This is a genomic window from Proteus sp. fly-1067, from assembly GCF_040139345.1.
In the GTDB taxonomy this organism is placed as follows: domain Bacteria; phylum Pseudomonadota; class Gammaproteobacteria; order Enterobacterales; family Enterobacteriaceae; genus Proteus; species Proteus vulgaris_B.
On the sequence record NZ_JBEEUL010000010.1, the window covers coordinates 1 to 25,365 of the forward strand.

22 protein-coding genes, 1 other RNA gene and 1 pseudogene are annotated in these 25,365 nt (G+C 39.5%); 11 read left to right on the forward strand and 13 right to left on the reverse strand.

Annotated elements, in window-relative coordinates:
- The 3 genes and pseudogenes from ABN217_RS13405 to ABN217_RS13415 form a co-directional block, all read left to right on the forward strand.
- Window positions 1-306 (forward strand): annotated as a pseudogene (locus tag ABN217_RS13405) (hypothetical protein); the annotation flags it as partial.
- Window positions 287-1,072, forward strand: coding sequence for a hypothetical protein (locus tag ABN217_RS13410; protein WP_349459511.1), 786 nt, complete (start codon window positions 287-289; stop codon window positions 1,070-1,072). The pseudogene ABN217_RS13405 and the gene ABN217_RS13410, both read left to right, overlap by 20 nt.
- Window positions 1,073-1,102: 30 nt before the next feature.
- Window positions 1,103-1,372 (forward strand): PAAR domain-containing protein, encoded by a 270-nt coding sequence (locus ABN217_RS13415; RefSeq protein WP_349459513.1) that lies wholly within the window; start codon window positions 1,103-1,105, stop codon window positions 1,370-1,372.
- An 89-nt stretch (window positions 1,373-1,461) separates the two neighbouring features.
- Here the strand turns inward: ABN217_RS13415 and ABN217_RS13420 are convergent, their stop codons facing one another.
- Entirely contained in the window at window positions 1,462-2,364 is a 903-nt protein-coding gene (locus ABN217_RS13420) for a LysR family transcriptional regulator (RefSeq protein WP_072069738.1), read from the reverse strand.
- A 113-nt stretch (window positions 2,365-2,477) separates the two neighbouring features.
- On the opposite strand from ABN217_RS13420, the gene ABN217_RS13425 reads away from it, so the two are divergent.
- Entirely contained in the window at window positions 2,478-3,182 is a 705-nt protein-coding gene (locus ABN217_RS13425) for a pirin family protein (protein ID WP_109409290.1), read from the forward strand.
- A gap of 67 nt (window positions 3,183-3,249) precedes the next feature.
- Here the strand turns inward: ABN217_RS13425 and rnpB are convergent.
- Window positions 3,250-3,625, reverse strand: an RNA gene (gene rnpB, locus ABN217_RS13430) — RNase P RNA component class A.
- Window positions 3,626-3,685: 60 nt separating this feature from the next.
- Window positions 3,686-4,564, reverse strand: a complete 879-nt coding sequence (rsmI, locus tag ABN217_RS13435; protein ID WP_072069740.1) for a 16S rRNA (cytidine(1402)-2'-O)-methyltransferase — start codon at window positions 4,562-4,564, stop codon at window positions 3,686-3,688.
- Between the two features lie 61 nt (window positions 4,565-4,625).
- Between rsmI and ABN217_RS13440 the strand changes: the two genes are divergently transcribed.
- The 4 genes from ABN217_RS13440 to dolP all read left to right on the forward strand — a co-directional run bounded on the left by ABN217_RS13440 (window position 4,626) and on the right by dolP (window position 8,037).
- Entirely contained in the window at window positions 4,626-6,380 is a 1,755-nt protein-coding gene (locus ABN217_RS13440; protein ID WP_196554776.1) for a penicillin-binding protein activator, read from the forward strand.
- 75 nt (window positions 6,381-6,455) lie between these two features.
- On the forward strand, window positions 6,456-6,836 hold the full coding sequence (locus ABN217_RS13445; protein ID WP_072069741.1) for a YraN family protein: 381 nt from the start codon (window positions 6,456-6,458) through the stop codon (window positions 6,834-6,836).
- A 22-nt stretch (window positions 6,837-6,858) separates the two neighbouring features.
- Window positions 6,859-7,449 carry a DnaA initiator-associating protein DiaA gene (gene diaA, locus ABN217_RS13450; RefSeq protein WP_004245257.1) on the forward strand — a complete coding sequence of 197 codons (591 nt, stop codon included), beginning with the start codon at window positions 6,859-6,861 and terminating at the stop codon, window positions 7,447-7,449.
- A 9-nt stretch (window positions 7,450-7,458) separates the two neighbouring features.
- Window positions 7,459-8,037 carry a division/outer membrane stress-associated lipid-binding lipoprotein gene (gene dolP / locus ABN217_RS13455; protein WP_072069742.1) on the forward strand — a complete coding sequence of 193 codons (579 nt, stop codon included), beginning with the start codon at window positions 7,459-7,461 and terminating at the stop codon, window positions 8,035-8,037.
- Between the two features lie 113 nt (window positions 8,038-8,150).
- Here dolP and ureG read toward each other — a convergent pair whose 3' ends face one another.
- Genes ureG through ABN217_RS13490 form a run of 7 tightly spaced genes read right to left on the reverse strand, consistent with a single transcriptional unit; the run spans window position 8,151 to window position 13,187 of the window.
- Window positions 8,151-8,768, reverse strand: coding sequence for an urease accessory protein UreG (ureG, locus tag ABN217_RS13460; protein WP_072069743.1), 618 nt, complete (start codon window positions 8,766-8,768; stop codon window positions 8,151-8,153).
- A 9-nt stretch (window positions 8,769-8,777) separates the two neighbouring features.
- Window positions 8,778-9,443 carry an urease accessory protein UreF gene (locus tag ABN217_RS13465; protein ID WP_349459515.1) on the reverse strand — a complete coding sequence of 222 codons (666 nt, stop codon included), beginning with the start codon at window positions 9,441-9,443 and terminating at the stop codon, window positions 8,778-8,780.
- 24 nt (window positions 9,444-9,467) lie between these two features.
- Window positions 9,468-9,965, reverse strand: a complete 498-nt coding sequence (ureE, locus tag ABN217_RS13470) for an urease accessory protein UreE (RefSeq protein ID WP_196554777.1) — start codon at window positions 9,963-9,965, stop codon at window positions 9,468-9,470.
- Window positions 9,966-9,991: 26 nt separating this feature from the next.
- A complete protein-coding gene (gene ureC / locus ABN217_RS13475) occupies window positions 9,992-11,695 on the reverse strand; it encodes an urease subunit alpha (RefSeq protein ID WP_196554778.1) in 1,704 nt (567 codons plus the stop codon).
- Entirely contained in the window at window positions 11,692-12,018 is a 327-nt protein-coding gene (locus ABN217_RS13480; RefSeq protein ID WP_273802073.1) for an urease subunit beta, read from the reverse strand. Before ABN217_RS13480 ends, ureC begins: the two co-directional genes overlap by 4 nt.
- An 8-nt stretch (window positions 12,019-12,026) precedes the next feature.
- A complete protein-coding gene (locus ABN217_RS13485) occupies window positions 12,027-12,329 on the reverse strand; it encodes an urease subunit gamma (RefSeq protein WP_004908484.1) in 303 nt (100 codons plus the stop codon).
- A gap of 21 nt (window positions 12,330-12,350) precedes the next feature.
- Entirely contained in the window at window positions 12,351-13,187 is an 837-nt protein-coding gene (locus tag ABN217_RS13490) for an urease accessory protein UreD (protein ID WP_349459516.1), read from the reverse strand.
- A gap of 486 nt (window positions 13,188-13,673) precedes the next feature.
- Here ABN217_RS13490 and ABN217_RS13495 point away from each other — a divergent pair, with 486 nt between their 5' ends.
- Window positions 13,674-14,564, forward strand: a complete 891-nt coding sequence (locus tag ABN217_RS13495; protein ID WP_196554781.1) for an AraC family transcriptional regulator — start codon at window positions 13,674-13,676, stop codon at window positions 14,562-14,564.
- A gap of 2 nt (window positions 14,565-14,566) precedes the next feature.
- Here the strand turns inward: ABN217_RS13495 and mtgA are convergent, their stop codons facing one another.
- The 3 genes from mtgA to arcB all read right to left on the reverse strand — a co-directional run bounded on the left by mtgA (window position 14,567) and on the right by arcB (window position 18,513).
- Complete coding sequence (gene mtgA / locus ABN217_RS13500) at window positions 14,567-15,268, reverse strand: monofunctional biosynthetic peptidoglycan transglycosylase (RefSeq protein WP_196554782.1); 702 nt, start codon at window positions 15,266-15,268, stop codon at window positions 14,567-14,569.
- Between the two features lie 20 nt (window positions 15,269-15,288).
- A complete protein-coding gene (gene elbB, locus ABN217_RS13505) occupies window positions 15,289-15,939 on the reverse strand; it encodes an isoprenoid biosynthesis glyoxalase ElbB (protein ID WP_349459541.1) in 651 nt (216 codons plus the stop codon).
- 237 nt (window positions 15,940-16,176) lie between these two features.
- Window positions 16,177-18,513 (reverse strand): aerobic respiration two-component sensor histidine kinase ArcB, encoded by a 2,337-nt coding sequence (arcB, locus tag ABN217_RS13510; RefSeq protein ID WP_196554783.1) that lies wholly within the window; start codon window positions 18,511-18,513, stop codon window positions 16,177-16,179.
- 673 nt (window positions 18,514-19,186) lie between these two features.
- On the opposite strand from arcB, the gene gltB reads away from it, so the two are divergent.
- Together gltB and ABN217_RS13520 are read left to right on the forward strand one after the other, a co-directional pair.
- Window positions 19,187-23,647 (forward strand): glutamate synthase large subunit, encoded by a 4,461-nt coding sequence (gltB, locus tag ABN217_RS13515; protein ID WP_349459517.1) that lies wholly within the window; start codon window positions 19,187-19,189, stop codon window positions 23,645-23,647.
- Window positions 23,648-23,656: 9 nt separating this feature from the next.
- Window positions 23,657-25,054, forward strand: a complete 1,398-nt coding sequence (locus ABN217_RS13520) for a glutamate synthase small subunit GltD family protein (RefSeq protein WP_196554785.1) — start codon at window positions 23,657-23,659, stop codon at window positions 25,052-25,054.
- The last annotated feature ends 311 nt before the right edge of the window (window positions 25,055-25,365 follow it).

Genomic DNA, 25,365 nt, shown 5'->3' on the forward strand with positions numbered 1-25,365 from the left:
TATATGGGAAGAGGTTATTTGCCTTTCTTACATGATCAACTTTTGGAGTTAGTTGATAATAATAAAACACCACAACGCTTACAATCACGAGAGACATTTAAAATCGCGTTGGATGGCAACATTAATTTTGTTAATCCTGATCCTTATAGGAAGAAAACCTTAGAAGCATACAGACAACGTAATTTATATTTTTTAGATTTACAACAGAGTATGAATAATACTCTTATTCCAATGCAATCAAATCCTAAAGAAATGGATATGCTAATGCAATTTAAGGAACAAACATATGAAATATTTAATCAATAAATACCCTATTTTTATTTTTGGCATTGCGGCACTATTTTTAACTGGATGCAATATATTAAAACCCAAAATAGATAGAACACTTTCACCCCCTGAAAATGGTAGAACAGTAAAAATTACAGTTGATGTACCCAATATCGCTGAACTTTCTCCAATGAAGGTTATGTATCGTTCAAACCTTTGCAGAAAAACGTATAATAATAATGAAGTGCCTACATATACAGTTTCTGGTTTTAATAGTGAAATGGTTTTGTTAGAAAAAGAAGGTCATAGTTCATTATATAGTGCAGAAATCCCTTATAGAGGAGGTGGGAAATGTGATTGGCAATTAAGTAACATTACTTTAAATCTAAATTTAAAGAATCATGAATATTTTTCAAAAAATATTACTGGTATAGTGGGAGCTGGAGTAATTGTTATATTTGATAATAACCAGCCTCAACAAACTGGCCATAAACCTATTGATAAAAAAGGAGATTTCGATATTGTCAAAAATTATTTTCCTTGGGTAAGTAATTCATTTAAGAATAGTAATAATGTTAACTTATGGTTATATGGCGAAGAGCTTGATCTTTATTATAAATCTCGTGATGCTCAAAAAATCACTTGGAAACCCATCATTCATACCGATATAGTCGTTTACTCGGAATATCCAGCAGAGCGTAAAACTGAAGGTGTTAGTAAAATATATTCTTACCCAGATGGTACAAAGAGTTCAAATAGAGATGGAAAACCAGACTATAAAAAATTACTTTCCTTAATTAAGTAATAATTTTCATTTTAAATTATATGGTAAAAAATGCGTAGCACAATTCAAGGACGAAAGTTCATCTTAAAAAATGATACGACCAATACAAAAGGAACCGTATTAAGCGGTTCTTTATTAGCAAAACAAACTCATGAAATTGCCTGTTTAGGCGATGAAGTCTATTGCCCTGATTGTCAGCAAAAAGGCAGGATTATTGAAGGGGATGCGATGATGAAAATAAACAATATCCCCGTCGCGTTAGAAGGACATAAAGTGCAATGCGGTTGTTTAAATGGCTGTGTATTAGTTGCGGTGGAGTGATCCATTTTTAATTAGGCGGAAGCTTCCGCCTAATATTAGTGTCTATATTTTTATCGATATCTAAAACACAAACATTATTGAGAGCAAAACTATTTTTTGTCATTCGCAAAAAGTTTTGGGATCTCACGTAAGCACCACGATTTGGCTTCACCCATGCTGTCTCTTCGCCATGCCATAATAATATTATTTTCATGATGATATTCTGGGCCAACAACACGTAAGCGCCCTTCTTTAATATCATCTTCAATTAAATCAATTGGCATTGTCGCCACACCTAAACCTGCAATTAACGCTCGGCGTTTATCTTCAATAGAACTGACCGTTAAACGACGTTGTTTATCTAATAATAATACGGTTAAAACAGGGCGTTCTCTTGCCGTATCTGCAATTGCAATGCCCCGATATTTTAAGCGAGTTTCTTCTGCTAATGGTTCAGGCTCGTTATGGATCGGGTGATCTGGGCTGGCAACGTAAACACTAGTGGTATTGTATAAAGGGCGAAAGTTGATTTCAGATGAAGTGCGAAAATGCATATCGGGTGAAATCACAATATCGCATTTACCACTTTCTAAACTTTCCCATGCCCCTGCTAATACCTCTGTCACTAATGACAGTTGTGTATTGGATTTTTCAGCTAATTTTTCAACCAAAGGAAAGAGACGAGATGCGGGTGTCAGTGCTTCACAAACAATAGTGATATGTGGCTCCCAACCTCTTGCTAAGGCTTCTGCATCTGACGTTAATTTGTCAGCAGCCTCAAGTAATATACGTCCTCTATCAAGCAGCATTCTGCCAACATTGGTAAATTTAGTTCTATGACCAGAACGGTCAAAAAGGACAACATCTAAATCTTCTTCTAATTTTTGCATGGTATAACTAAGTGCCGATGGAACTCGATTTAGTTCATCAGCCGCAGCTGCAAAACTCCCTCTACGATCAATGGCATCCATGACTCGTAAAGATTCCAACGTAATTGCTTTGTCTTTACTCATTATACTTATCTCTATCAAATAATTTGATTATAGGCACCAGATTAACTTGCTAACAATAGACAGTCCATACCTCTATGATAAATATATTGATAATCTACTCGAAAAATACCGCTATGATAAAATACAGAACAGCACAACAGTGTGGCAAAGCGGATTATGGTTGGCTACAAGCTCGCTACACATTTTCCTTTGGCCACTACTTTGACCCTCATTTTTTAGACTATGGCACGCTAAGAGTTCTTAACCAAGAAGTGCTTGCACCAAATTCTGAATTTAAAGCAAAGACCTATCCTCATGTTGATGTGGTTAATCTTATTCTTCAAGGGGAAGCGACATACCTAGATAATATGGGACGGACAGTCACAGCAAAAGAAAATGAGTGCTTACTTATTTCGCCTCATAATACAGAAACCTATATTGAGAAAAATAGCAGCCCAGATACGCCATTAACCCGTATCCAGTTGTGGCTAAATGCTTGTCCACAACAAGAAAGTGTAGCCTCACAAAAATTGGTATTAGATGAAAACTTAAAATATCAATTGTTAGCTTCACCTACGGGTGATGATGGCTCGTTAATGTTAAGGCAGACAATTTGGCTTTATCATATTCATTTGCAAGCAGGCGATGAAATTACACTGCCAATAAAAGGACAGAAAGGCTTTTTACAATCCATAAAAGGCGGCACCTATTTGCAAACATCAACACAAGAAAATGGGCAAATACAGTGTGGTGATGGCGCGTTTATTCAAGATAGCCATAGCATCACATTAAAAAGCTCGGCTGAGTTTCGTGGCTTGTTTATTGATATTATTTCGTGACAGTTGATTTAGATTGGTTTAAAAACAGAAAACCCTCGACACACAATGTGAATCGAGGGTTTTTTATGAGGTGAGTTGACCGTTAAGCCGGGTTCTGTCGTGGACAACCATTCATCTAGGCCAGAACTTGCGCGCTGGCTCCAGCAACCTACCCGGGTTCAATGCGGGCCGCACCATAAGAACCCCTATTTGGTCTTGCTCCGGGTGGAGTTTACCATGCCACAAACTGTTACCAGTTGCGCGGTGCGCTCTTACCGCACCCTTTCACCCTTACCTGATCCTGTAAACAGGCCATCGGCGGTTTACTCTCTGCTGCACTTGTCGTAGGCTCGCGCCTCCCAGACGTTATCTGGCACCCTGCCCTGTGGAGCCCGGACTTTCCTCCCCTCTATCCGTCTCCCCCGAAGGGACAACGATAAAGCAGCGGTTGTCTAGTCAACTCAGGGTGCGGATTATAGGGATTCTGATAGAAAATGTATAGCAAAAGAAGCTAAAAAATCACTTTACTCGTCTTGAGCTTCACCATTTTGCTCAATAACGTGTTTATAAAGTGCATTTTTCTTCACGCCATAAATCTCAGCCGTCACAGCAGCTGCTTTTTTCAGAGGTAACTCTTTTTGTAAAATCGCAAGTGTTCGCAACACTTCAGGGGAAAAATCATTATCAACGGGTTTTTCATACCCCTCAACAATGAGAACCATCTCACCTTTACGGCGATTTTCATCTTCAAGTACCCATTTGAGTAATTCACCCACTGGCATACCTTGAATAGTTTCCCATGTTTTTGTGAGCTCTCTCGCTAATACTACGTAGCGATCTTCACCCCAAACTGTCACCATATCAGCTAAACTATCTAACAGCCGATGTGTTGACTCATAAAAAATCAATGTACGAGGTTCTTCTGACAATTCACGTAGGCAATCTTGGCGACTTTTTGTTTTTGCTGGTAAAAAACCTTCATAACAAAAACGATCAGAAGGAAGCCCTGCAGCAGAAAGTGCCGTAATAGCAGCACAAGCGCCAGGCAGTGGCACGACATTTATGCCATGTTTACGACATTGATTGACTAAATGATAGCCAGGATCGTTAATTAATGGTGTACCTGCATCAGAGACTAATGCGATACTTAGCCCCTGTTGTAATTTGCTAATTAATTGATCTGCTTTTTGCTGTTCATTATGATCATGTAACGCATACAAACGTGCGTTAATGGCAAAATGCTGTAATAGAAGCCCTGTATGACGGGTATCTTCTGCAGCAATTAAATCGACATGAGACAGCACATCTAGTGCCCGCTGGGTGATATCACCCAGATTACCAATAGGTGTGGGTACTATGTACAGTGTGGATGTCGTTACCGCTGCTCGATTAGGTTGATTCATTGTTTATTCCGAATGACCGATTTAAAATTGAGCATAATTATAAAACATCACTGGGTACAGTATGCTTTCCTCAATTTTTGTGCGTTTTAAAACAGGTTTATCCTATACTGCGATACTCTCTGCGCTGATTATGTCAGGTTGTACCCTGACGGGGCAACAAGAACAACCTCTCACTCCCGCTGCAAAAGCAGAAATGGAGATGAAACAATTTCAAAAAGTGATTGATGATGCTCAAGGGCTGGCATCTTTAGATGTTATTAGAGCCTATATTGGGTTAGAAACATTAATTACCGATCCTGAGCTACATCAGAAAAATATTGATGATACATGGCTCACACTGACCAAACTCACACCAGAACAACGCCGTGGTGTGGTTATCAAAGCAGATGAAAATACCCTGCAAGGTTGGTTAGATTTACTCAACACATATGAATACAACAAAGATGATGCTAATAAGCTATCAACTGCCGTGAGAGAATGGCAAACTCGCTATCCTCGTAACCCAGCAGCGTTAACACTCCCTGTATCATTATTACGTCTTTCACAGCCTTCTGTTAGTGCAAGTAGCCAAATCGCATTATTGTTGCCTTTAACAGGGCAAGCTAAAGTATTTGGAGAGGCTATTCGCCAAGGCTTCCTTGATGCGCAAAGTGGCTTACCACAACCTCAAGCAATGCCTGAGCCAGAATCCCCTAAAAATGATGACAGCCTTGCTTCAATCTTAGAAGAATTAGGCATCAAAAATACTGAAACACCGACAACGGATACCGCACAAGAAACAACTGAAAAAACTGAAACGACTCAAGATAAAGAAAAAGAGAGTTCTGCATTTTCAAGTAACACCACACTGCGTTTAGATCCCGTTGCACAAAATGCACGCCAAGTAATTGTTTATGATACCAATAGCCAACCTATTGATGTCTTACTGAAAAAAGTACAACAAGATGGCGCTAACTTAATTGTCGGTCCTCTGCTAAAACCAGAAGTAATGAAAACTATTGAACTTCAAAGTGGCTTACCGGTATTAGCATTAAACGAGTTAGATACAATTCCTTCTGCAACGACCGTCTGTTTCTTCTCTCTTTCACCTGAAGATGAAACCCGTAATGCAGCACAACACTTACGTCAGCAACAAAAAGCAAACCCATTAATTATTGTTCCAGATAATAAATTTGGCCAAAGAATGGCACAAACTTTTGCTGATGAATGGCAACGTACAGGTGGCGGTACAGTTTTACAACAAACCTTTAGTTCTGTTGAAAGCTTAAAAGCATCGATTAATCGCGGTGTCGGTATTCGTATGACAGGAACACCTGTTTTACCAACAGAAAATGCACCTCTGCCATTAGACTCTCAATCTATTCCATCTGCTGGTGGTGCGATTGATTCGGTTTACATCATTGCAACTAGCGATGAATTAACCTTAATTAAGCCAATGATTGATATGGCAATCAGTACCCAAAAACGTCCACCAATTTATGTTAGCTCTCGTAGCAACCAAGGTGGAACAGGCCCTGATTTCCGCATGGAAATGGATGGCATTCAATTTAGTGATATTCCATTGATGACTGGCGCTAATTTGCCGTTAATGCAAAAAGCATCAAGTAAATTTGCGAACGATTACTCATTAATGCGTCTTTATGCTATGGGAATTGATGCATGGTCATTAGCAAACAATTACAATGATCTGACAAAAGGTACATTGCGTTTTAATGGTATTTCAGGCTCATTACGTGTTGAAGATAACTGTACTGTTTATAGACAACTTCCTTGGATGCAATTTAAACAAGGTAAAATTGAACCTGTTACACAGTAATAGATATACTCCGTTATCATAAAAATAAGCCGCCTTTATGGCGGTTTGTTTTATGAGTAATGAAGGAAGAAAATCATGGATGATTTTTCTAAAAGCCCTTACTTTTTAGGGCTGTACTATGAACAAAAAGCGCTAAAATACTTACGCAAACAAGGATTAATATTTATTGCGCGTAATGTCCGATATCCCTGCGGAGAAATTGATCTTATTATGCAGGAAAACAAGACATGGGTATTTGTTGAGGTTCGTTTTAGATATAACACCTTATTTGGTGATGCGATAAGCTCCATTACCTACTCTAAACGGCGTCGCTTATGGCGTACAGCAAAGTGTTGGTTAGCACAGCGCCAAGAAAGTATCGAGACATCAGACTGTCGCTTTGATGTTTGTGCATTTAATCAACGCCAGTTAATATGGTTAAAAAACATTCTCGATTATACGGAATTTATTCGTTAAATTAGATTATATAGGTCTTAACGTGCTTGATAGAATCAAAGTCTGCTTTACAGAGAGTATCCAAACTCAAATTGCAGCAGCAGAAGCATTACCTGATGCTATTTCCAGAGCCGCCATGATGATGGTTCAATCGTTATTAAATGGCCATAAAATATTAAGCTGTGGAAACGGTAGCTCAGCAGCAACAGCACAGCGATTTGCCGCAAGCATGATCCATCGTTTTGAAACAGAACGTCCAAGTTTGCCTGCATTATCGTTAAACACAGATAGCGTGGTGATGACTGCAATTATGGGGAATCAGCAACACGATGAGATCTACGCTAAACAAGTGCGCGCATTAGGACAAGCTGGAGATGTGCTACTTGCTATTTCGACACACGGTAACAGTCGAAGCATTATTAAAGCCGTTGAAGCCGCTGTAACACGAGATATGACCATTGTTGCATTAACAGGCTATGATGGCGGAGAGCTTGCAGGGTTATTAGGTCCTCAAGACGTTGAGATTCGTATTCCTTCTCAACGTACCGTCAGAATACAGGAAGTTCAGATGCTAACAGTCAATTGTCTCTGCGATTTAATTGATAATACATTATTCCCACATCAGGATGACTAAGGAGTTACTATGAAATTGCTTCCTATCACTGCAGTGCTGTGCTCTGCGCTTTTACTGCAAGGTTGCATCGGTGCCGCTGTTGTCGGCACGGCTGCTGTTGCAGGCAAAACTGCAACTGATCCTCGCTCATTAGGGCAACAAGTTGATGATGGTACATTGGAAGCGCGTGTTTCTGGTGCTCTAAATAAAAATGAACAGATCAAGAAAAGCAATTCACGTATTGTGGCGACTGCTTATCAAGGCAATATCTTATTAACAGGTCAAAGCCCTGATATGTCCGTTGCCGATACGGCAAAACAAGTCGCAAGTAAAGTTGAAGGCGTGAATAACGTCTATAACGAAGTCCGCCAAGGCGAGCCGGTGACATTAGGCACTGCATCATCAGATACATGGTTAACAACCAAAGTTCGCTCTCAAATTTTAGGCAGTGATTCAGTCAAATCCTCGTCGGTAAAAGTGATCACTGAAAATGGTGAGGTGTTCTTATTTGGTATTTTAACTCGCCAAGAAGGGGCTGCTGTTGCGAAAATAGCCAGTGAAACCAAAGGGGTAGTTAAAGTAACCACCGCATTTACTTACCTTAATTAATCCCGCATTTTGATATCGTTTTGTATTATCCTGCCAGTATCAGTCTTTGTGAATAATAACTGATACTGGCAGTGTCTCACTTAACTAAAATCGAATTGCAATAAAATAGGCTGTTAGCGTCTTAACATCCCTTTATCGATGATAAAATCAATAATAGTTTCCAAGCCTACTTTTTCTTTTAAGTTGGTGAAAACGTAAGGCTTCACAGGACGCATTCTTGCAGTATCAGCTTCCATTACTTCTAATGAGGCGCCAACATAAGGAGCTAGATCGATCTTATTGATCACGAGCAGATCAGAATGAGTAATACCCGGGCCACCTTTACGTGGAATTTTTTCCCCTTCCGCCACATCAATAACATAAATGGTTAAATCTGCAAGCTCTGGGCTAAAAGTGGCACTCAAGTTATCACCACCACTCTCCACAAAAACAATATCAAGATCCTTGTGACGTATTGCCAACTCTTCAACCGCGGCAAGATTCATCGAAGCATCTTCACGGATAGCGGTATGAGGACATCCCCCTGTTTCCACACCAATAATACGATCGGCGTCTAATGCTTCGGCACGCGTTAAGATCTTGGCATCTTCTTGGGTATAAATATCGTTTGTAACAACCGCGATTTCATATGTATCACGCATTGCTTTACAAAGAACTTCTAACAGTGCTGTCTTGCCTGATCCAACAGGGCCGCCAACACCGATACGCAGTGGTTGATTATATTCTTGCATATAGGTTTCTCATGAGCGAAAAAGTCGAGTGTATTGTGTTTCATGACGACTACTGGCAATAATTTGCGCAGGTGTAAAACTCCCAATATCTTCAGTGGGCCAATGTGCAGATTGCTCAACAATCGCAGGGATCTGTTCTGCTAATGTAAACAAAATTTTCTGTCCTGCACTTTGTCCTAATGGAATAAGTTTTACACCTGACATCACCGTATTTTCAAGCCACCCCCAAGCATAAGCACAACATAATTTTTCAGAGGAAATGTTCCATTTCACAGCGGCTAACGCAAATGCCATCAGTTGTGTCTGTTTTACACAGGCTTGTAAGGTTTCATCTAACTCAATATCTAATTGAGGAAGTAAACGAGCAAAAGCAATACCTCGTTGGCGCTCTTCTTGTCGTAATTCTTTAGTTTCACGACTTGCGACAATAAAATCACACCAATATTTCACTTCACTCATTTTAGTTTGAGCTAAGCTTTCTTGTAATCGTCGTAATATAGGGAGCTCTAACGTTGCTAAAGTACCTGTCATTTGAGTACTTAACCAAGCCGTTAACGTTTGAGGACAACAAACCCAACTTTTTTCAATTGCCCACTCTAGCCCTTGAGAATAAGTAAACGATCCCACCGGTAAAGAAGGACTGACTAATTGATATAAGCGTAGATCTGCAAGCATCAATAGGCTCCCTTATTCAAATAATTAGTGATGATGATGGTGATCGTCATGAGAATGATGATGATGACCACCTGATGATCCACCGTAAGCGCCCGGTTCTGGCTGATACTTCTCTAAGCCAACGACGACGTTTGCGCCTAAGCCTCTCGCCATATCATCTAAAACATGATCGTGAAAATAGCGACACCAGCCAGCTTCAATTTGTAATGGAACATGGCGATTGCCTAAGTGATAACAAACCCTAGCTAATAACAGCGGATCTTCGCTATACACTGTAGAAACTTGCTCTTTTGCGGCTTCAATTGTGACTAGCGTATTATCTTCTGACAGTAAAATATCGCCCTCTTTTAGCACCGTACCACGGGGCAAAAACAACCCAGCTTCTTGCCCATCACTTAATGTGACTTTTAAACGGCTTTTGGTTCTTTCATCCATCGTTAAGCACAAAGTAAGAGCCGATGTTTCTCGTGTTGCTATTTCAAGTGCTTTTGGTTGATCAATAAGTTGAGTAAATCTTTTCATTCTCTATGTTCTCAATAACACGCCGATTAAAAGAGGAAGTAGCGTTGTGCCATCGGTAATTGTGTTGCAGGCTCACACACTAATGGCACACCATCTGCTTTCACAATATAAGTTTGTGGATCTAGCTCAATATGTGGCACATAGCTATTGTGGATCATCGATGCTTTTGACACGCTACGACAACCTTGGACTCGACCAATTAAGCTCTTTAAGCCAAGCTTTTCAGGCACACCGGCTTCAATGCCGGCTTTCGACATAAAGATCATTGACGTTTGGTATTTTGCTTTACCTAAACAGGCATACATTGGGCGATAATGCACAGGCTGAGGCGTTGGAATAGCTGCGTTAATATCCCCCATTGGGGCATAAGCAACCATTCCACCTTTCATGATCAATGCGGGTTTCACGCCAAAGAAAGCCGGTTCCCATAAAACCAGATCAGCCAACTTCCCTTTTTCAATAGAACCCACTTCATGTGCAATACCATGCGCTAAAGCAGGATTAATAGTGTATTTCGCTACATAGCGTTTAATGCGACAGTTATCACTTTCAGCAGTATCACCTTCTAATGTACCGCGTTGTAATTTCATTTTGTGCGCACATTGCCAAGTACGAAGAATAACTTCACCTACGCGCCCCATTGCCTGTGAGTCTGACGACATAACAGAAATAGCACCCATATCATGTAAGATATCTTCCGCAGCAATAGTTTCGCGACGAATACGAGATTCAGCAAAGGCCACATCTTCAGGAATAGAAGGATCAAGGTGATGGCAAACCATTAACATGTCGAGATGTTCATCTACCGTGTTAATGGTATAAGGCATCGTTGGGTTGGTTGATGCTGGTAAAATATTCGGTTCCCCAACTGATTTAATCACATCCGGCGCATGCCCACCGCCAGCACCTTCTGTATGGAAAACGTGGATCACACGACCTGCTATCGCTTTTACCGTTTCTTCATAAAAACCACCTTCATTTAAGGTGTCAGAGTGAATAGCGACTTGCACATCCATTTCATCAGCAACATTAAGGCAATTGTGAATTGCCATTGGTGTTGCACCCCAATCTTCATGAATTTTTAGACCAATAGCCCCTGCTTCAATCTGCTCACGAACTGCTTCTGGTCTACTCACGCAACCTTTACCAAATAACCCCACATTAATAGGTAATTCATCAACGGCTTCTAGCATGCGATGCATGTTCCAAATACCCGGCGTGACTGTGGTTGCATTCGTTCCTGCAACGGGCCCAGTGCCACCACCAATAAAAGTAGTCACACCAGAGACTAAACCTTCTTGTGCTTGTTGAGGACAGATAAAGTGAATATGGGTATCAACACCACCAGCAGTAACAATTTTACCTTCACCCGCAACCACTTCAGTGGCAGGCCCTACGATAATATCCACATTAGGTTGCACATCAGGGTTGCCTGCTTTACCGATACCCACAATACGGCCATCTTTAATACCGATATCCGCTTTTACGATACCCCAATGGTCTAAAATTATGGCGTTAGTGATAAGCACATCAACACACTCGGCATTGACAACTTGGCTTTGCCCCATGCCATCACGAATAACTTTACCACCACCAAATTTAACCTCTTCACCATAAGTGGTGAAATCTTTTTCAATTTCAAGAAAAAGCTCTGTATCGGCTAATCGCAGACGATCGCCTGTTGTTGGGCCAAACATGTCTGCATAAGCTTGACGTGAGATAGTTTTCATTTTTTCTCACTCTCCAATTTACCCATCACTTTGCCGTGAAAACCATAAATTTCACGTTTTCCTGCAAAAGCCACTAATTCAACTGTACGGCTTTGGCCGGGTTCAAAACGAACCGCCATACCTGCTGGAATATTTAAACGAAAACCCAATGTGCCTTTTCGCTCAAATTTCAGCGCATCATTTACCTCATAGAAATGATAATGAGACCCCACCTGTACGGGTCTATCACCATGATTAGCCACTTGTATTGTCTTTGTTTCTCGGCCTGCATTAAGCTCAATATCGCCTAATGTTTGGTTAACTCTAATTTCACCGGGTATCATGTTGTTACCTACACAATAGGATCATGGATAGAAACAAGTTTTGTACCATCAGGAAATGTACACTCTACTTGAATGTCTTTTATCATTTCTGGTACCCCTTCCATCACCTGCTCTGCCGTTAAAACAGTGCGTCCTTCACTCATCAACTGGGCAACGGTTTTGCCATCACGAGCACCTTCCATAATGGCACAACTAATCAATGCAACTGCTTCAGGATAATTAAGCTTAAGCCCTCTCGCTAAACGTCTTTCAGCAACAAGGCCCGCTGTAAAAAGCAGTAATTTATCTTTTTCTCTTGGTGTTAATTCCATTTCTGCTCCTAAAATTAACGATTATGTCGCCCATATACGAGGCGGCTCAGGACAATACCCTAACCAGTGTTGTCTGACGGTTTGCCAAACTTGAGCAAAACACGCCATCATCGGCTCTGTTTGTGAGCCTAATAGCCGTAAAACTAAAATTCCGTCTACATCGGTTAAACCATATTCGATAATAGGGTTATAAGAGGCTGAAAAAGCCTCAACACATTGTTGAATAAGATTTTTTAATTCATCAGTTGCTGGATAAATATAAAGCGAACCCAACATGGGAAACTCACGCATTGCGGCAGCTTTATTTTGTAAGCCATTAACAAAAAGCGATTCTGTTAATGTCAGCTTTTCATCAATATAAAAATTAAAGCGCCCTTTAACATTGCCATTTTCAAACCATTCATTTAAAACCGGACGACCAAAACATTGAATTTCCCACCCAATAAATCTGGCAGTAGATGCAATATGAATATGTGTTTCTAGATGTACTTGAGCATCAGGAAAAAAGATATTCTCCTGTGGAAGCCACTCTAAAAAACCATTCGATGCGACCTTTAATGTTTGAATTTGACGAGCCACACCACCAGCACTACGGTAAAACTTGGTTGCACCAGGTGTGGTAAGCAATGCATGAGCTTCAGATTGAACATCAATATTGATCAGTAATTTATCACCACCGACTACCCCACCTGGAGGATGGAGTAAATAAGTGTGTGCAATACCTTGCTCAGGATAAAAAGGACGCTGAACCATTAGTGGGCCGACATGGCGTTTTTCTGTAAGACGTGTCATTCCCCGTTTTACGTCATAACGTAAAACGATTTCAGCAAGCCAACCCTTCCCTGAAAAGTCAGACATACTCACTCCTGCCAACTCGGCAAAATTATCAATAAATCAGGAAAATACGTGAAAACATACAGCACTATCCATAAGATTGTGTCATTCAAAATCAAATAGAAAATAAGCTAATGAATGTTGGATAGGGTGTGGGTAAAAAGACAAACTGTGATAACCTAAAAACAGGATAATCCCCTTCGTCTGTGACGCGCGATTCTACACCTTATTACGAAAAATGCGTTTTAAATAAATAGCATTTTATTTAGAAAAAATAACACTGATTAAAATAAATGTAGAAAATGAGCGTATATCTATATTGTCATCTTTTATCAACGGGATTATATTCTGTGCGACTGTCGTGCAGTTTCGCATGATAGCTCTCATTCTTAACTAGAATAATCTCTCTATTTATTCTAGATATAACTTATTCGTTTATACAATAAATGAGTTCACATTAAATATTTAAGCAACATTGATGCTTAGCTTGCCTGCGGTATATTGGAGATTATGGAATACAAACACATTCTGTCTTCTAACCAGATGTCTTTAAAAACGTTTTACATCGAAAATCCGATGATAGCGATGGTTAGTGGCGCAAAAGGTACAATTTGCATCAATGGACAAACTATTGATGTATCAACCCATTTGACTCTTATTATTCCCAAATATAGCCAAGTTTCCTGTGATATTGTTAATCAATTCACCCATAAATCGATTGAACTACATACCCTCGTTTTATGCGAAACAGAGCTTCAATCTGTCTTTTCTTTATTAAAGCCTTTAATTAAATCAAGCTCTCCACTGACAAGCCATCTTCCTGCTTATCATTTATCCACACCTGAAGTGGTAAAAAGCAACTTTGGCATACTCAAACAGTGTTTACCGCTACCTCATGGCTCTCCTTCTCAAGAAACCATGTTTATGCAACAGTGTCTGTTCTTTATTTTAATGGCGGTATATCAAGAAGGCGTCGATATTTTAAATATCTTCCGATTTAATTATGACGAGCCAAAAAATCAGGCAATTACGCATTTAATCACACAAGATCCACAACGAAAATGGCATTTAGAAGATGTAGCAAAAACGCTCTTTACCACCCCATCAACACTGCGTCGCCATTTAAATAAAGAAGGGGTTTCATTTTGCCAATTATTATTAGATGTCCGAATGGGGATCGCCTTAAATTATCTAACATTCTCTAATTATTCTGTCTTTCAAATCAGCCATCGTTGTGGCTTTGGGAGTAATGCCTATTTTTGCGATGCTTTTAAACGTAAATACGGTATCACGCCATCACAATTTCGAATTCAATCTCGTCAGGCTAATGATCCTTCTGCAATAACGAAATTGTCAGAAAAAATTGCAGAGCCAGATAGAAAAATATTTCAAACTTTATAATGTTATGACAAATCATTTTTCTTTAAAAAAGTGACTCCACCTAATAATCGCATTTGATTTAGGATCCACTGTTGACGTTTTAAGACGTAAGCTGAAGGTTTATTGACGTGATAGATGTGGGGATTAGGTAAAACTGCAGCTAATAGGGCTGCTTCTTGTTGAGTAAGTTGTTTAGCAGGCTTTCTAAAATAATGTTGGGAGGCCTGTTCTACACCAAAGATCCCATCACCAAACTCAACAATATTTAGATATACCGTTAAAATACGTTTTTTTGACCAGATCAGCTCAACAACGGGCGTCATGCCTGCTTCGAGCCCTTTTCTTATCCAACTACGACCATCCCATAAAAAAAGATTTTTGACTGTTTGTTGAGAAATTGTCGATGCACCTCGTAATGTTTTCCCACCGTTATGATTTTTTTTGAAAACTTTCTCAATAGCATCAAAATCAAAACCCCAATGTTTGGGGAAATTTTGATCTTCAGAAGCAATAACCGCCAAATACATCGCTGGTGCTATCTCTTTTTCACCAACCCAAGTGGAATGAGACACATAAGAGAAATCAAACTCACTCCAAGCAGAAATTTGTCTTTGGATCATAACAGCAGAAAAAGGCACTGGTAAAAAAGAAAACAGCACAACTATTAACAGCCACAAAGCAATTAGAATAATTAATAGTTTCTTTAACTTTCTCACCAGTGTCATCTGCTGTTTTCGCCTATACATTAAGCCATTTCAAGGACTTTCTTAACCAATTTTTCAATACCCACCTGTGCTTGTGCAATAGACTGCGCAAGCATATATGCAGGAGTGGTTACTACTCGATATTCTTCATCAACAACAATATCATCAACAGGGCAATCTATATGGACTCCCCCCATTTTTTCAATAGCACTGGCTGTTGCAATATCATTTCCTATTGTTAATTTAACTGGAGCATTTAACATTTTCGGTAACATAACGGGAGCAATACAGATTAACCCTAATGGTTTTTTCTGTTGATGCATGGCTTGAACAAACCTTAAGAGATCTTTGTTAATTTCACACTCACTCCCTTTCGTGGCAAAGTTGCATAAATTCTTCGCAGCACCAAAGCCACCAGGAATAATGACTGCATCAAAGTTTTCGGCCTTTGCATCTGATAAAGGGGATATTTTTCCACGAGAAATACGCGAAGACTCTTCCATCATATTTCTTTTTTCTGATTTTTCCTCAACTGTAATATGATTAATTACAGTTGGTTGTAAATCATTAGGTGAAAAATAATGAACTTCAGCATTATTTTGGCTTAAAGCAAGCATTGTTAGCACTGATTCATGGATTTCGCTTCCATCAAACACACCACAGCCACTTAAAATTACCGCAATTGATTTCATATCTTTCTCCATTTGTAGTAGATTACTAGTTACCCATTTATAGGTGTAAACACCAATCGCCATCACATATTTAAATGTTTCTTGTAACAAAAAAACTTATCTTTGCTATTTTGTTGCTTGTATGATGTATGGAATAGTTTCATCCTATTCGCCTATGCAATGAGAATCAAAAAAAGCGGATAGAAAAGTTTCCCTGGTGTTGGCGCAGTATTCGCGCACCCCAACCTTCGGTTGGGGTTATTTTTTTCTAGCCCCTGCTAACCAGTTTCTTAAACTTTCCACATCCTTTCTCCAATCCTTCCCTAGTTCATCTACCCACTCTTGCACATTGTCCCACCAAGCAGGTAATTCCGGTGATTGGATCTGTTTAGCGAGTTGCTGTAAATGTTTTAAACCAATAGAACCCGCGGCTCCTTTGATTTTATGTCCTTCCTCAGTGATGCCCTTCTGATCACGTGCTGTCAGATTAGATTCGAGGACTGACATATAACTTGGCATCATCTTTTCAAAAACATCTAAACCATCAGTGATTAATTGAGGTCCGACAAGTTCGATGTATTGATTCAGCATGTCTATATCTAACAACTCTTCATTTTTATTCAACAATTCCGATGGCTCATTACATGGCACAGAAACCGCACCATCTCCCCAGAATTTGTTGATAATTGCGGTAAGCGCATCTACAGAAAGTGGTTTACTCAATACGTCGTTCATTCCCGCATCTAAATACTCTTTTTTATCTTTCAAAACATTTGCAGTTAATGCAATCAATGGCGGAAGTTCATTACTGTCAAATTCTTGACGTAATTTTCTTGAAATATCAAACCCTGTCATATCAGGTAATTGAATGTCTAATAGCACTAAATCATATTCATCAGGCTTAAACATCGATAAAGCTTCTTGTCCGGTCATTGCTACATCAACGGTATTACCTAACTTCTCTAAAACTGAACAGGCGACAATAACGTTAAGCTCAATATCTTCAACAAGCAGAATATTTAATGCTGGCAATAAGAATTCATCATCATTCTCAATATCAAGATGTTCTTCAATCGTAGGAGCAACGATAGTGAGCGTGAAGACAGATCCCTTACCTAACTCACTCTCTACATGAATATCACCGCCCATATGCTGTGCTAGGCGTTTTGAAACGGCAAGTCCAATCCCTGTTCCTGTTGCAGAACGTCCACCTTGACTATCATTGACTTGATAGTACATTGCAAAAATCTTCTCAAGCTCACTTTTAGGGATACCGATACCACTGTCTTTGACTTCGAAGAACAACTTATCAGGGGCTTCTTGCCAAATGCGAACTTTGATTTCACCTTCTTGCGTAAATTTCACAGCATTACCAATGAGATTCCATAAGATCTGACGTAATCGAGTTCCGTCAGAGGTTATTTTATGTGGTAAGGTTTCCTCTGCTTCGAGTGTGAATTTCAATCCTTTTGGCTGTACTAACAACCCTGAAAGGTTTTCTAAATCAGAAATAAATTCAGTAAAATCGATTGGCTGGTTATCTAGCTGAATTTTTCGACGCTCAATCTTATCCATTTCAATCACGTCATTGAAAATATTACCTAACGTAATCGCACTCACATGGATCGTTTTTAAATAATTGAGTTGCTCTGGTGAAAGCTCGGTATCCAATAAAATACGACTTAACCCAACAATGCCATTAAGCGGTGTACGCAATTCATGGCTGATTGTTGAGATAAAGGTAGTTTTATCACGGCTAGCGTTCTCTAACGCGTCTTGATAGCGCTTACGCTCTGTAATGTCACGTCCAAAGCCCATTAATCCATGACGCTTACCAATACGGTCATAAAACGGCACTTTACGTAATTCAAAACAGGCTTTTCGCCCATCCGGGTATACCAGCCACTGCTCATACGTAAGTGAGACATTGTGACGAAAAACTTTCTCATCGGTTTCCATCACTTTTATCGCAATATCTTCGTCATATACATCAAGTGGTGTTAAACCGATAAGTTGCTTCTCACTTTTACCCGTCAGTAATTCTGTTGCGCGGTTACATCCTGAAAATTCATTATCTTCATTACGGTAATAAACCAAGTCAGGAGAGGCATCAAGGAATGAACGTAACAGTGAAGATTGTTGTTCCAGCTCTATTTGCGTCAACTCACGACGCTTCATTTCATTTTTGAGTTTTTCCAAAAGTTCGAGATGCGCTTTTTCAACTTTTTCACGCTCTTGAATTTCCAAGTTTAATTGCTCAATATTCTCTTTTAATTGAGAATTAAGCTCTAAATCACGCTGTCGCATTACACCAAGCTTATCTACCATACGAGATAAACGACGTCGTGATTCCTCCAGTTGTTCAACGACAACCGAAAGAAAATAGACAGCCCAAGGCGTAATAATCAGCCCAAAGAAAATAGAGCGAACAAGGTCAATACTGGTAACATCACCTGCAAGCAAGAATGTTACCGCCATTTGAACAACCATCGCTAAAACAACTAATGCAGAAGCTAACAACAACGAGAAGCGAATAAGCCCTAGCCTCATCATTAAGTCAACGTAGTATTGGGCAAGCCCTTTGAGCAATTTCATTGAAAACTCCAATATATTGAATCTATGGAATGATAACCCAAAAATGAATTGGCGCAGTGGCGAACATTCAGAAATCTAATTAAGAGAGGCTATTTTTCATTATTTTGTTTGATTTAACTGTTTATTTTCTCTCAACAAGCCTATCCGAGATATATGCATTCATAAAAATAATACAAAACCAAGTAACATAAACAATAGAGATATCAACGATAAATAGACCTTATTAGGAAAAATTCAATTTGTCTTTTTTTATACAAAATGTATAAAAACAATAAAATTCCAAAATCAATATATCCATTAGAATAACTCACTACCCGTTTTTATCATTAAAGGATGAGATAAAGCTAAACCGCTCAAATAAAGTGATATAGCTCACATTAAAAAATCACTTCCTTACTATTTTAAAATAGAATAATTTAGTTATTAATCAATATTTTAAAATGAAAATTTCCTTATCTGTTTTATCTCAGTCAAATATCCCTACACATTGACCTGATTTTTATTTATCGATAAGTTGAAAAGGCATTGCATAGCAATATAAAAAACACATCAAGCTAGGCAAACACAACATCACCCGACTGAGTACCCATAAATTTACCTACATACTTTGAGCCAAAACGTTCCTTTGCGCTCTTTTTTGAGGTGCCCAGTAAACTAAGTAGGAAGCAAAAAAATGCTCTATCAAAAGACACAGGAAAAAGACAATTGTGGGTTTGGATTGATCGCGCATATTGAAGGGCAAGCCAGCCATAAGATTGTCAGAAATGCCATACATGGTCTCGCCAGAATGCAACATCGTGGCGCGATTCTTTCTGATGGTAAAACTGGTGATGGTTGCGGATTACTCTTACAAAAACCAGAACGTTTTTTCCAATTAGTTGCACAAGAAAAAGGCTGGCATTTAGCAAAAAACTACGCAGTAGGGATGCTATTTTTAAGTCAAGATCCCAATATTGCCACACAATGCCGTCTCATTGTCGAAGAAGAGCTACAACGTGAAACGCTTTCTATTGTTGGCTGGCGTAAAGTTCCTATCAACACAGATATTCTAGGTAGCATTGCCCTTTCTTCGCTTCCTTTAATCGAACAAGTCTTTGTTAATGCCCCCGCAGGCTGGCGGATAAGTGATATTGAAAGACGACTCTTTATTGCCCGTAGACGAATTGAAAAGCGTATCACTGACAGTGATTTTTATATTTGTAGCCTTTCCAATTTGGTGACAGTTTATAAAGGCCTTTGTATGGCCATCGATTTACCGCGTTTTTTTACCGACCTCGCTGATCTACGCATGGAATCTTCAATTTGCTTATTCCACCAGCGTTTTTCCACTAATACCACACCAAGATGGCCACTCGCCCAACCTTTTCGTTATTTAGCACATAACGGCGAAATTAATACCATCACAGGTAATCGCCAATGGGCCAGAGCCCGCGCCTATAAATTTCATACCCCACTTATTCCTGACCTACAAAGTGCCGCTCCTTTTGTGAATGAAAGTGGCTCAGATTCAAGTTCACTCGACAATATGCTAGAGCTTTTTCTCAATGGTGGTATGGATATTGTTCGTTCTATGCGACTACTCGTTCCTCCTGCGTGGCAAAATAATCCTCAAATGGACGATGATTTGCGGGCATTTTTTGATTTTAACTCAATGCACATGGAGCCTTGGGATGGTCCGGCTGGTATTGTGTTATCAGATGGCCGTTATGCAGCTTGTACTCTTGATAGAAACGGTTTACGCCCCGCTCGCTATGTGATCACCACAGATAACATCATTACTTGTGCTTCTGAAATTGGTATTTGGGATTATCAGCCTGATGAAGTACGAGAAAAAGGACGTGTTGGCCCCGGTGAACTAATGGTAATTGATACTCATAATGGACGTATTTTACACTCAGCTGAAACCGATGAAGATTTAAAAAGGCGTCATCCTTATAAATTGTGGCTTGAACGTAACGTTAAGCGTTTAACACCATTTGAAGCACTACCAGAACAACAAGCAACTGGCCAACGCGCCTTTGATGACACATTATTAGCAACGTATCAAAAACAATTTGCATATAGCCAAGAAGAGCTAGAAAACATTTTGCATGTACTTGCAGAAAATGGACAAGAAGCCACAGGTTCAATGGGTGATGACACTCCATTTGCAGTGTTATCTCAACGTCCACGTCTTATTTATGACTATTTTAGACAGAAGTTCGCACAGGTCACGAATCCACCAATAGACTCATTAAGAGAAGCTCATGTCATGTCTTTAGCGACATGTATTGGACGTGAAATGAATGTGTTCTGCGAAGCTGAAGGCCAAGCTCATCGGCTCAGTTTTAAATCCCCTATTTTACTCTATAGCGATTTTCAACAACTTATTAATCAAGAAAGTCCCTATTACCGCGCTATTCATCTTGATATCACGTATCAACCAATAGGATCTAACCTAGAAACAGCTTTGCGCCAATTATGTGTAAAAGCACAACAGGAAGTCCGCAACGGTGCTGTTTTACTGATTTTATCAGATAGAAATATCGCTAAAGAGCGACTACCTATTCCTGCACCTATGGCGGTGGGTGCAGTACAAAAAGCATTAGTAGATAATAACTTACGCTGTGATGCCAATATTATTGTCGAAACTGCCAGTGCCCGTGATCCACACCATTTCGCTGTTTTACTCGGATTTGGTGCTACCGCGATCTACCCTTATCTTGCTTACGAATCTTTAGCTCAACGTGTTGATAAAAAAATCCTGCAAGGCTCTTATGCCCAAATGATGCTCAATTACCGTAATGGTATAAATAAAGGCCTGTATAAAATCATGTCTAAAATGGGCATTTCAACCGTCGCCTCTTACCGTTGCTCTCAACTTTTTGAAGCTGTCGGATTAAACGATAACGTTGTTAAGCTCTGTTTTGCAGGTGTTGATAATCGGATTAATGGCGCTGACTTTAGTGATTTTGAACATGACTTATTTAATCTATCAAAACGAGCGTGGTTAACTCGTTATCCTTTAGAAACGGGTGGATTATTAAAATATGCACATAAAGGTGAATACCATGCCTACAACCCCGATGTCGTTCAAGCATTACAGAAAGCTGTAAATAGTGGGGAATATTCTGACTATCAGCACTATGCAAACCTTGTGCAACAACGCCCAATAACAACATTACGCGATATGTTAGTGCTTAATAAAAAGGCAACAGCCATCTCAATTGAAGAAGTCGAGCCTGAAACCGAATTATTTAAACGCTTTGATACTGCAGCAATGTCAATTGGCGCATTAAGCCGAGAAGCTCATGAAGCCCTTGCAGAAGCTATGAATACCTTAGGTGGTTTTTCAAATTCAGGAGAAGGTGGCGAAGATCCAACACGTTACGGCACCAATAAAGTCTCACGGATCAAACAAATTGCTTCAGGCCGCTTTGGTGTGACCCCCTCTTATTTAATGAGTGCTGATGTTTTACAAATCAAAGTGGCACAAGGGGCAAAACCGGGTGAAGGCGGGCAACTTCCCGGAGATAAAGTGACACCTTATATTGCGCAACTGCGTTATGCCGTACCCGGTGTCACTCTAATATCCCCCCCTCCTCATCACGATATCTACTCCATTGAAGATTTAGCTCAGCTTATTTTTGATTTAAAACAGATAAACCCAACGGCACTGATTTCTGTAAAATTGGTTTCAGAACCAGGTGTTGGCACTATTGCCACCGGTGTTGCCAAAGCTTATGCCGATTTGATCACTATTGCAGGTTATGACGGGGGGACAGGAGCAAGTCCACTAACCTCCGTAAAATATGCTGGAAGCCCGTGGGAATTAGGTTTGGTTGAAACACAACAAGCGCTAGTGGCAAATAATCTACGTCACAAAATTCGTTTACAAATCGATGGTGGATTAAAAACAGGTTTAGATATCATTAAAGCGGCAATCTTAGGCGCGGAGAGTTTTGGGTTCGGTACAGGCCCCATGGTGGCACTAGGCTGTAAATATTTGCGTATTTGTCATTTAAATAATTGCGCAATGGGTGTTGCAACCCAAGATGAAACTCTCCGCCGTAATCATTATCACGGATTACCAGAACGCGTTATTAACTACTTCCGTTTTATTGCGCAAGAAACTCGTGAATTAATGGCCTTACTCGGTGTTAGAAAAATCACGGATTTAATTGGTCGAACCGACCTGCTTTCATGCCTTGAAGGCGTTAGCAGTAAGCAACAAAAACTCTCCTTAGGTGGATTGTTAGAAACCGCAACGTCACCATCAGGTTATGCGCTTTATTGTCAGGAAAACAATAATACTTATGATAAGGGCGAATTAAACCAACGCATTGTTACTCAAACCATTCAAGCAGTTGAGCAGCAAAAAAGCCAAACGTATTATTTTGATATTCGTAATACTGACCGTTCTGTTGGCGCAACATTATCTGGCATTATTGCTAAGAAATATGGCGAAAGTGGCCTATCTGCAACCCCGATTAAACTTCATTTTACAGGAACAGCTGGCCAAAGTTTTGGCGTCTGGAATGCTCAAGGTGTTGAATTAACCTTAGTAGGCGATGCCAATGATTATGTAGGAAAAGGCATGGCGGGAGGACGTATTATTATTTCCCCTCCTGTTGGCTCTGCCTTTAAAAATCATCACGCCACGATTATGGGTAATACCTGTCTTTATGGCGCTACAGGTGGAAAACTTTATGCGTCAGGTTTAGCTGGCGAGCGTTTTGCGGTGAGAAACTCTGGTGCAATTGCAGTGGTTGAAGGTGTCGGCGATAACGGTTGTGAATATATGACGGGGGGTATTGTCTGCATTCTGGGCAAAACCGGTATTAACTTTGGCGCAGGAATGACAGGTGGATTTGCCTATCTGTTAGATGAAGATTCAACATTATCACAACGAGTCAATACTTCATCTATTGAGTTGCTTCCTGTTGCATCCTTTGCCATTCTCGCTGAACATTTACGAGGCATGATTGCAGAACATGTAAGATTAACAAGCTCACAGCAAGGCGAAATGTTACTTTCACAGTGGGAATATTGGTCACAACACTTTAAATTAGTTAAGCCCAAATCCAGTGATGTCAATGCGTTACTTGGTCATCCTCGCCGTTCATCTGCTGAATTACGCGTTCAGGCACAATAGGAGAATATTATGAGTCAGAATGTGTATCAGTTTATCGACTTAAATCGTATTGAACCGACCAAAAAACCATTAGCTATTCGCAAAATTGAATTTGTTGAAATATATGAAGCTTTTTCACCGCAACAAGCCACTGCACAAGCTGATCGCTGTTTAGGTTGTGGTAATCCATATTGTGAATGGAAATGCCCTGTTCATAATTACATCCCGAACTGGCTAAAGCTTGCAAATGAAGGGCGCATTATTGAAGCCGCTGAGCTTTCTCATCAAACAAATAGTTTGCCGGAAATTTGTGGTCGTGTTTGCCCTCAAGATAGGCTTTGTGAAGGCGCCTGTACACTCAATGATGATTTTGGTGCCGTTACAATTGGCAATATTGAACGTTATATCAACGACACCGCTTTAGCACAAGGATGGCGTCCCGATCTTTCTCAGGTCACAATGACCGATAAAAAAGTCGCAATTATCGGTGCAGGCCCTGCAGGCCTTGCCTGTGCAGATGTTCTTATTCGACAAGGTGTAAAACCGGTTGTTTATGATAAGCACCCTGAAATTGGTGGCTTACTTACATTTGGTATCCCTTCTTTTAAACTCGAAAAGTCGCTAATGATCCGACGTCGTGAGCTATTTAGTGAAATGGGTATTGAATTTTGCCTTAATACTGAAGTTGGTAAAGATATCACTTTAGATACTCTTATTACGCAATATGACGCTGTTTTTCTTGGATTAGGTACTTATCACAGCCTAAGTGGTCATTTTTCTAATGAAAAGGCAGAGGGGGTTTATAGCGCACTGCCTTATTTAATTGGTAATACTCGTTATTTAATGGGGTATAACGAAGATCCTCAAACACCTTATATTGACCTTAAAGATAAAAATGTTGTGGTATTAGGTGGGGGTGATACGGCAATGGATTGTGTTCGCACAGCCATTCGACAAGGAGCGAATAAAGTTACCTGTGTCTATCGCCGTGATGAAAACAATATGCCGGGTTCTAAACGTGAAGTGAAAAATGCCAAAGAAGAAGGAGGTGAATTTTTATTTAATCTCCAACCTATGGATATTGAAGTCGATAATCAAAATAAAGTGGTTGGTATTCGCGTTATAAAAACTAAAAATGATAAAACATTAATTCCTATTGAAGGTAGTGAACATGAATTACCTGCCGATGCTGTTATTCTCGCATTTGGCTTTAAACCTGCACATTATCCGTGGTTAGATGAAAATAATATTGAATATACATCTTCAGGGCGAATTATTATTTCAAACAATCAAGAAATATCAAATCAAACAACAAATCCTAAAGTATTTGCAGGGGGAGATATTGTTCGAGGCTCTGATCTTGTAGTGACAGCAATAGCTGAGGGAAGAGAGGCGGCAGAAGGTATTTTGCAGTATTTATCCTGTTAAATATCGTTTGTTTTTGATATTTAAAATAACAATTTCTCTTACTAATTATCCCATTTAATTTAAGTGGGATAATTTTATTAATGCTTTATTGCTATAAATAAATAATACTTAAGGATCATAAAAACATCTCATCAAATAATCATTCTCATTACCATTTAATATAAATTATTAAATAATATTTTGATAAAAATAGATATTCTTTTTTGTATCAAAATAACACTCTTACTCTATAGTAAATATAATTTCTTTTCGTATTTTTTACTTTGCCTCTTTTTATTTAACTTTTCTGCCATCTTTTAATGATAATTGTT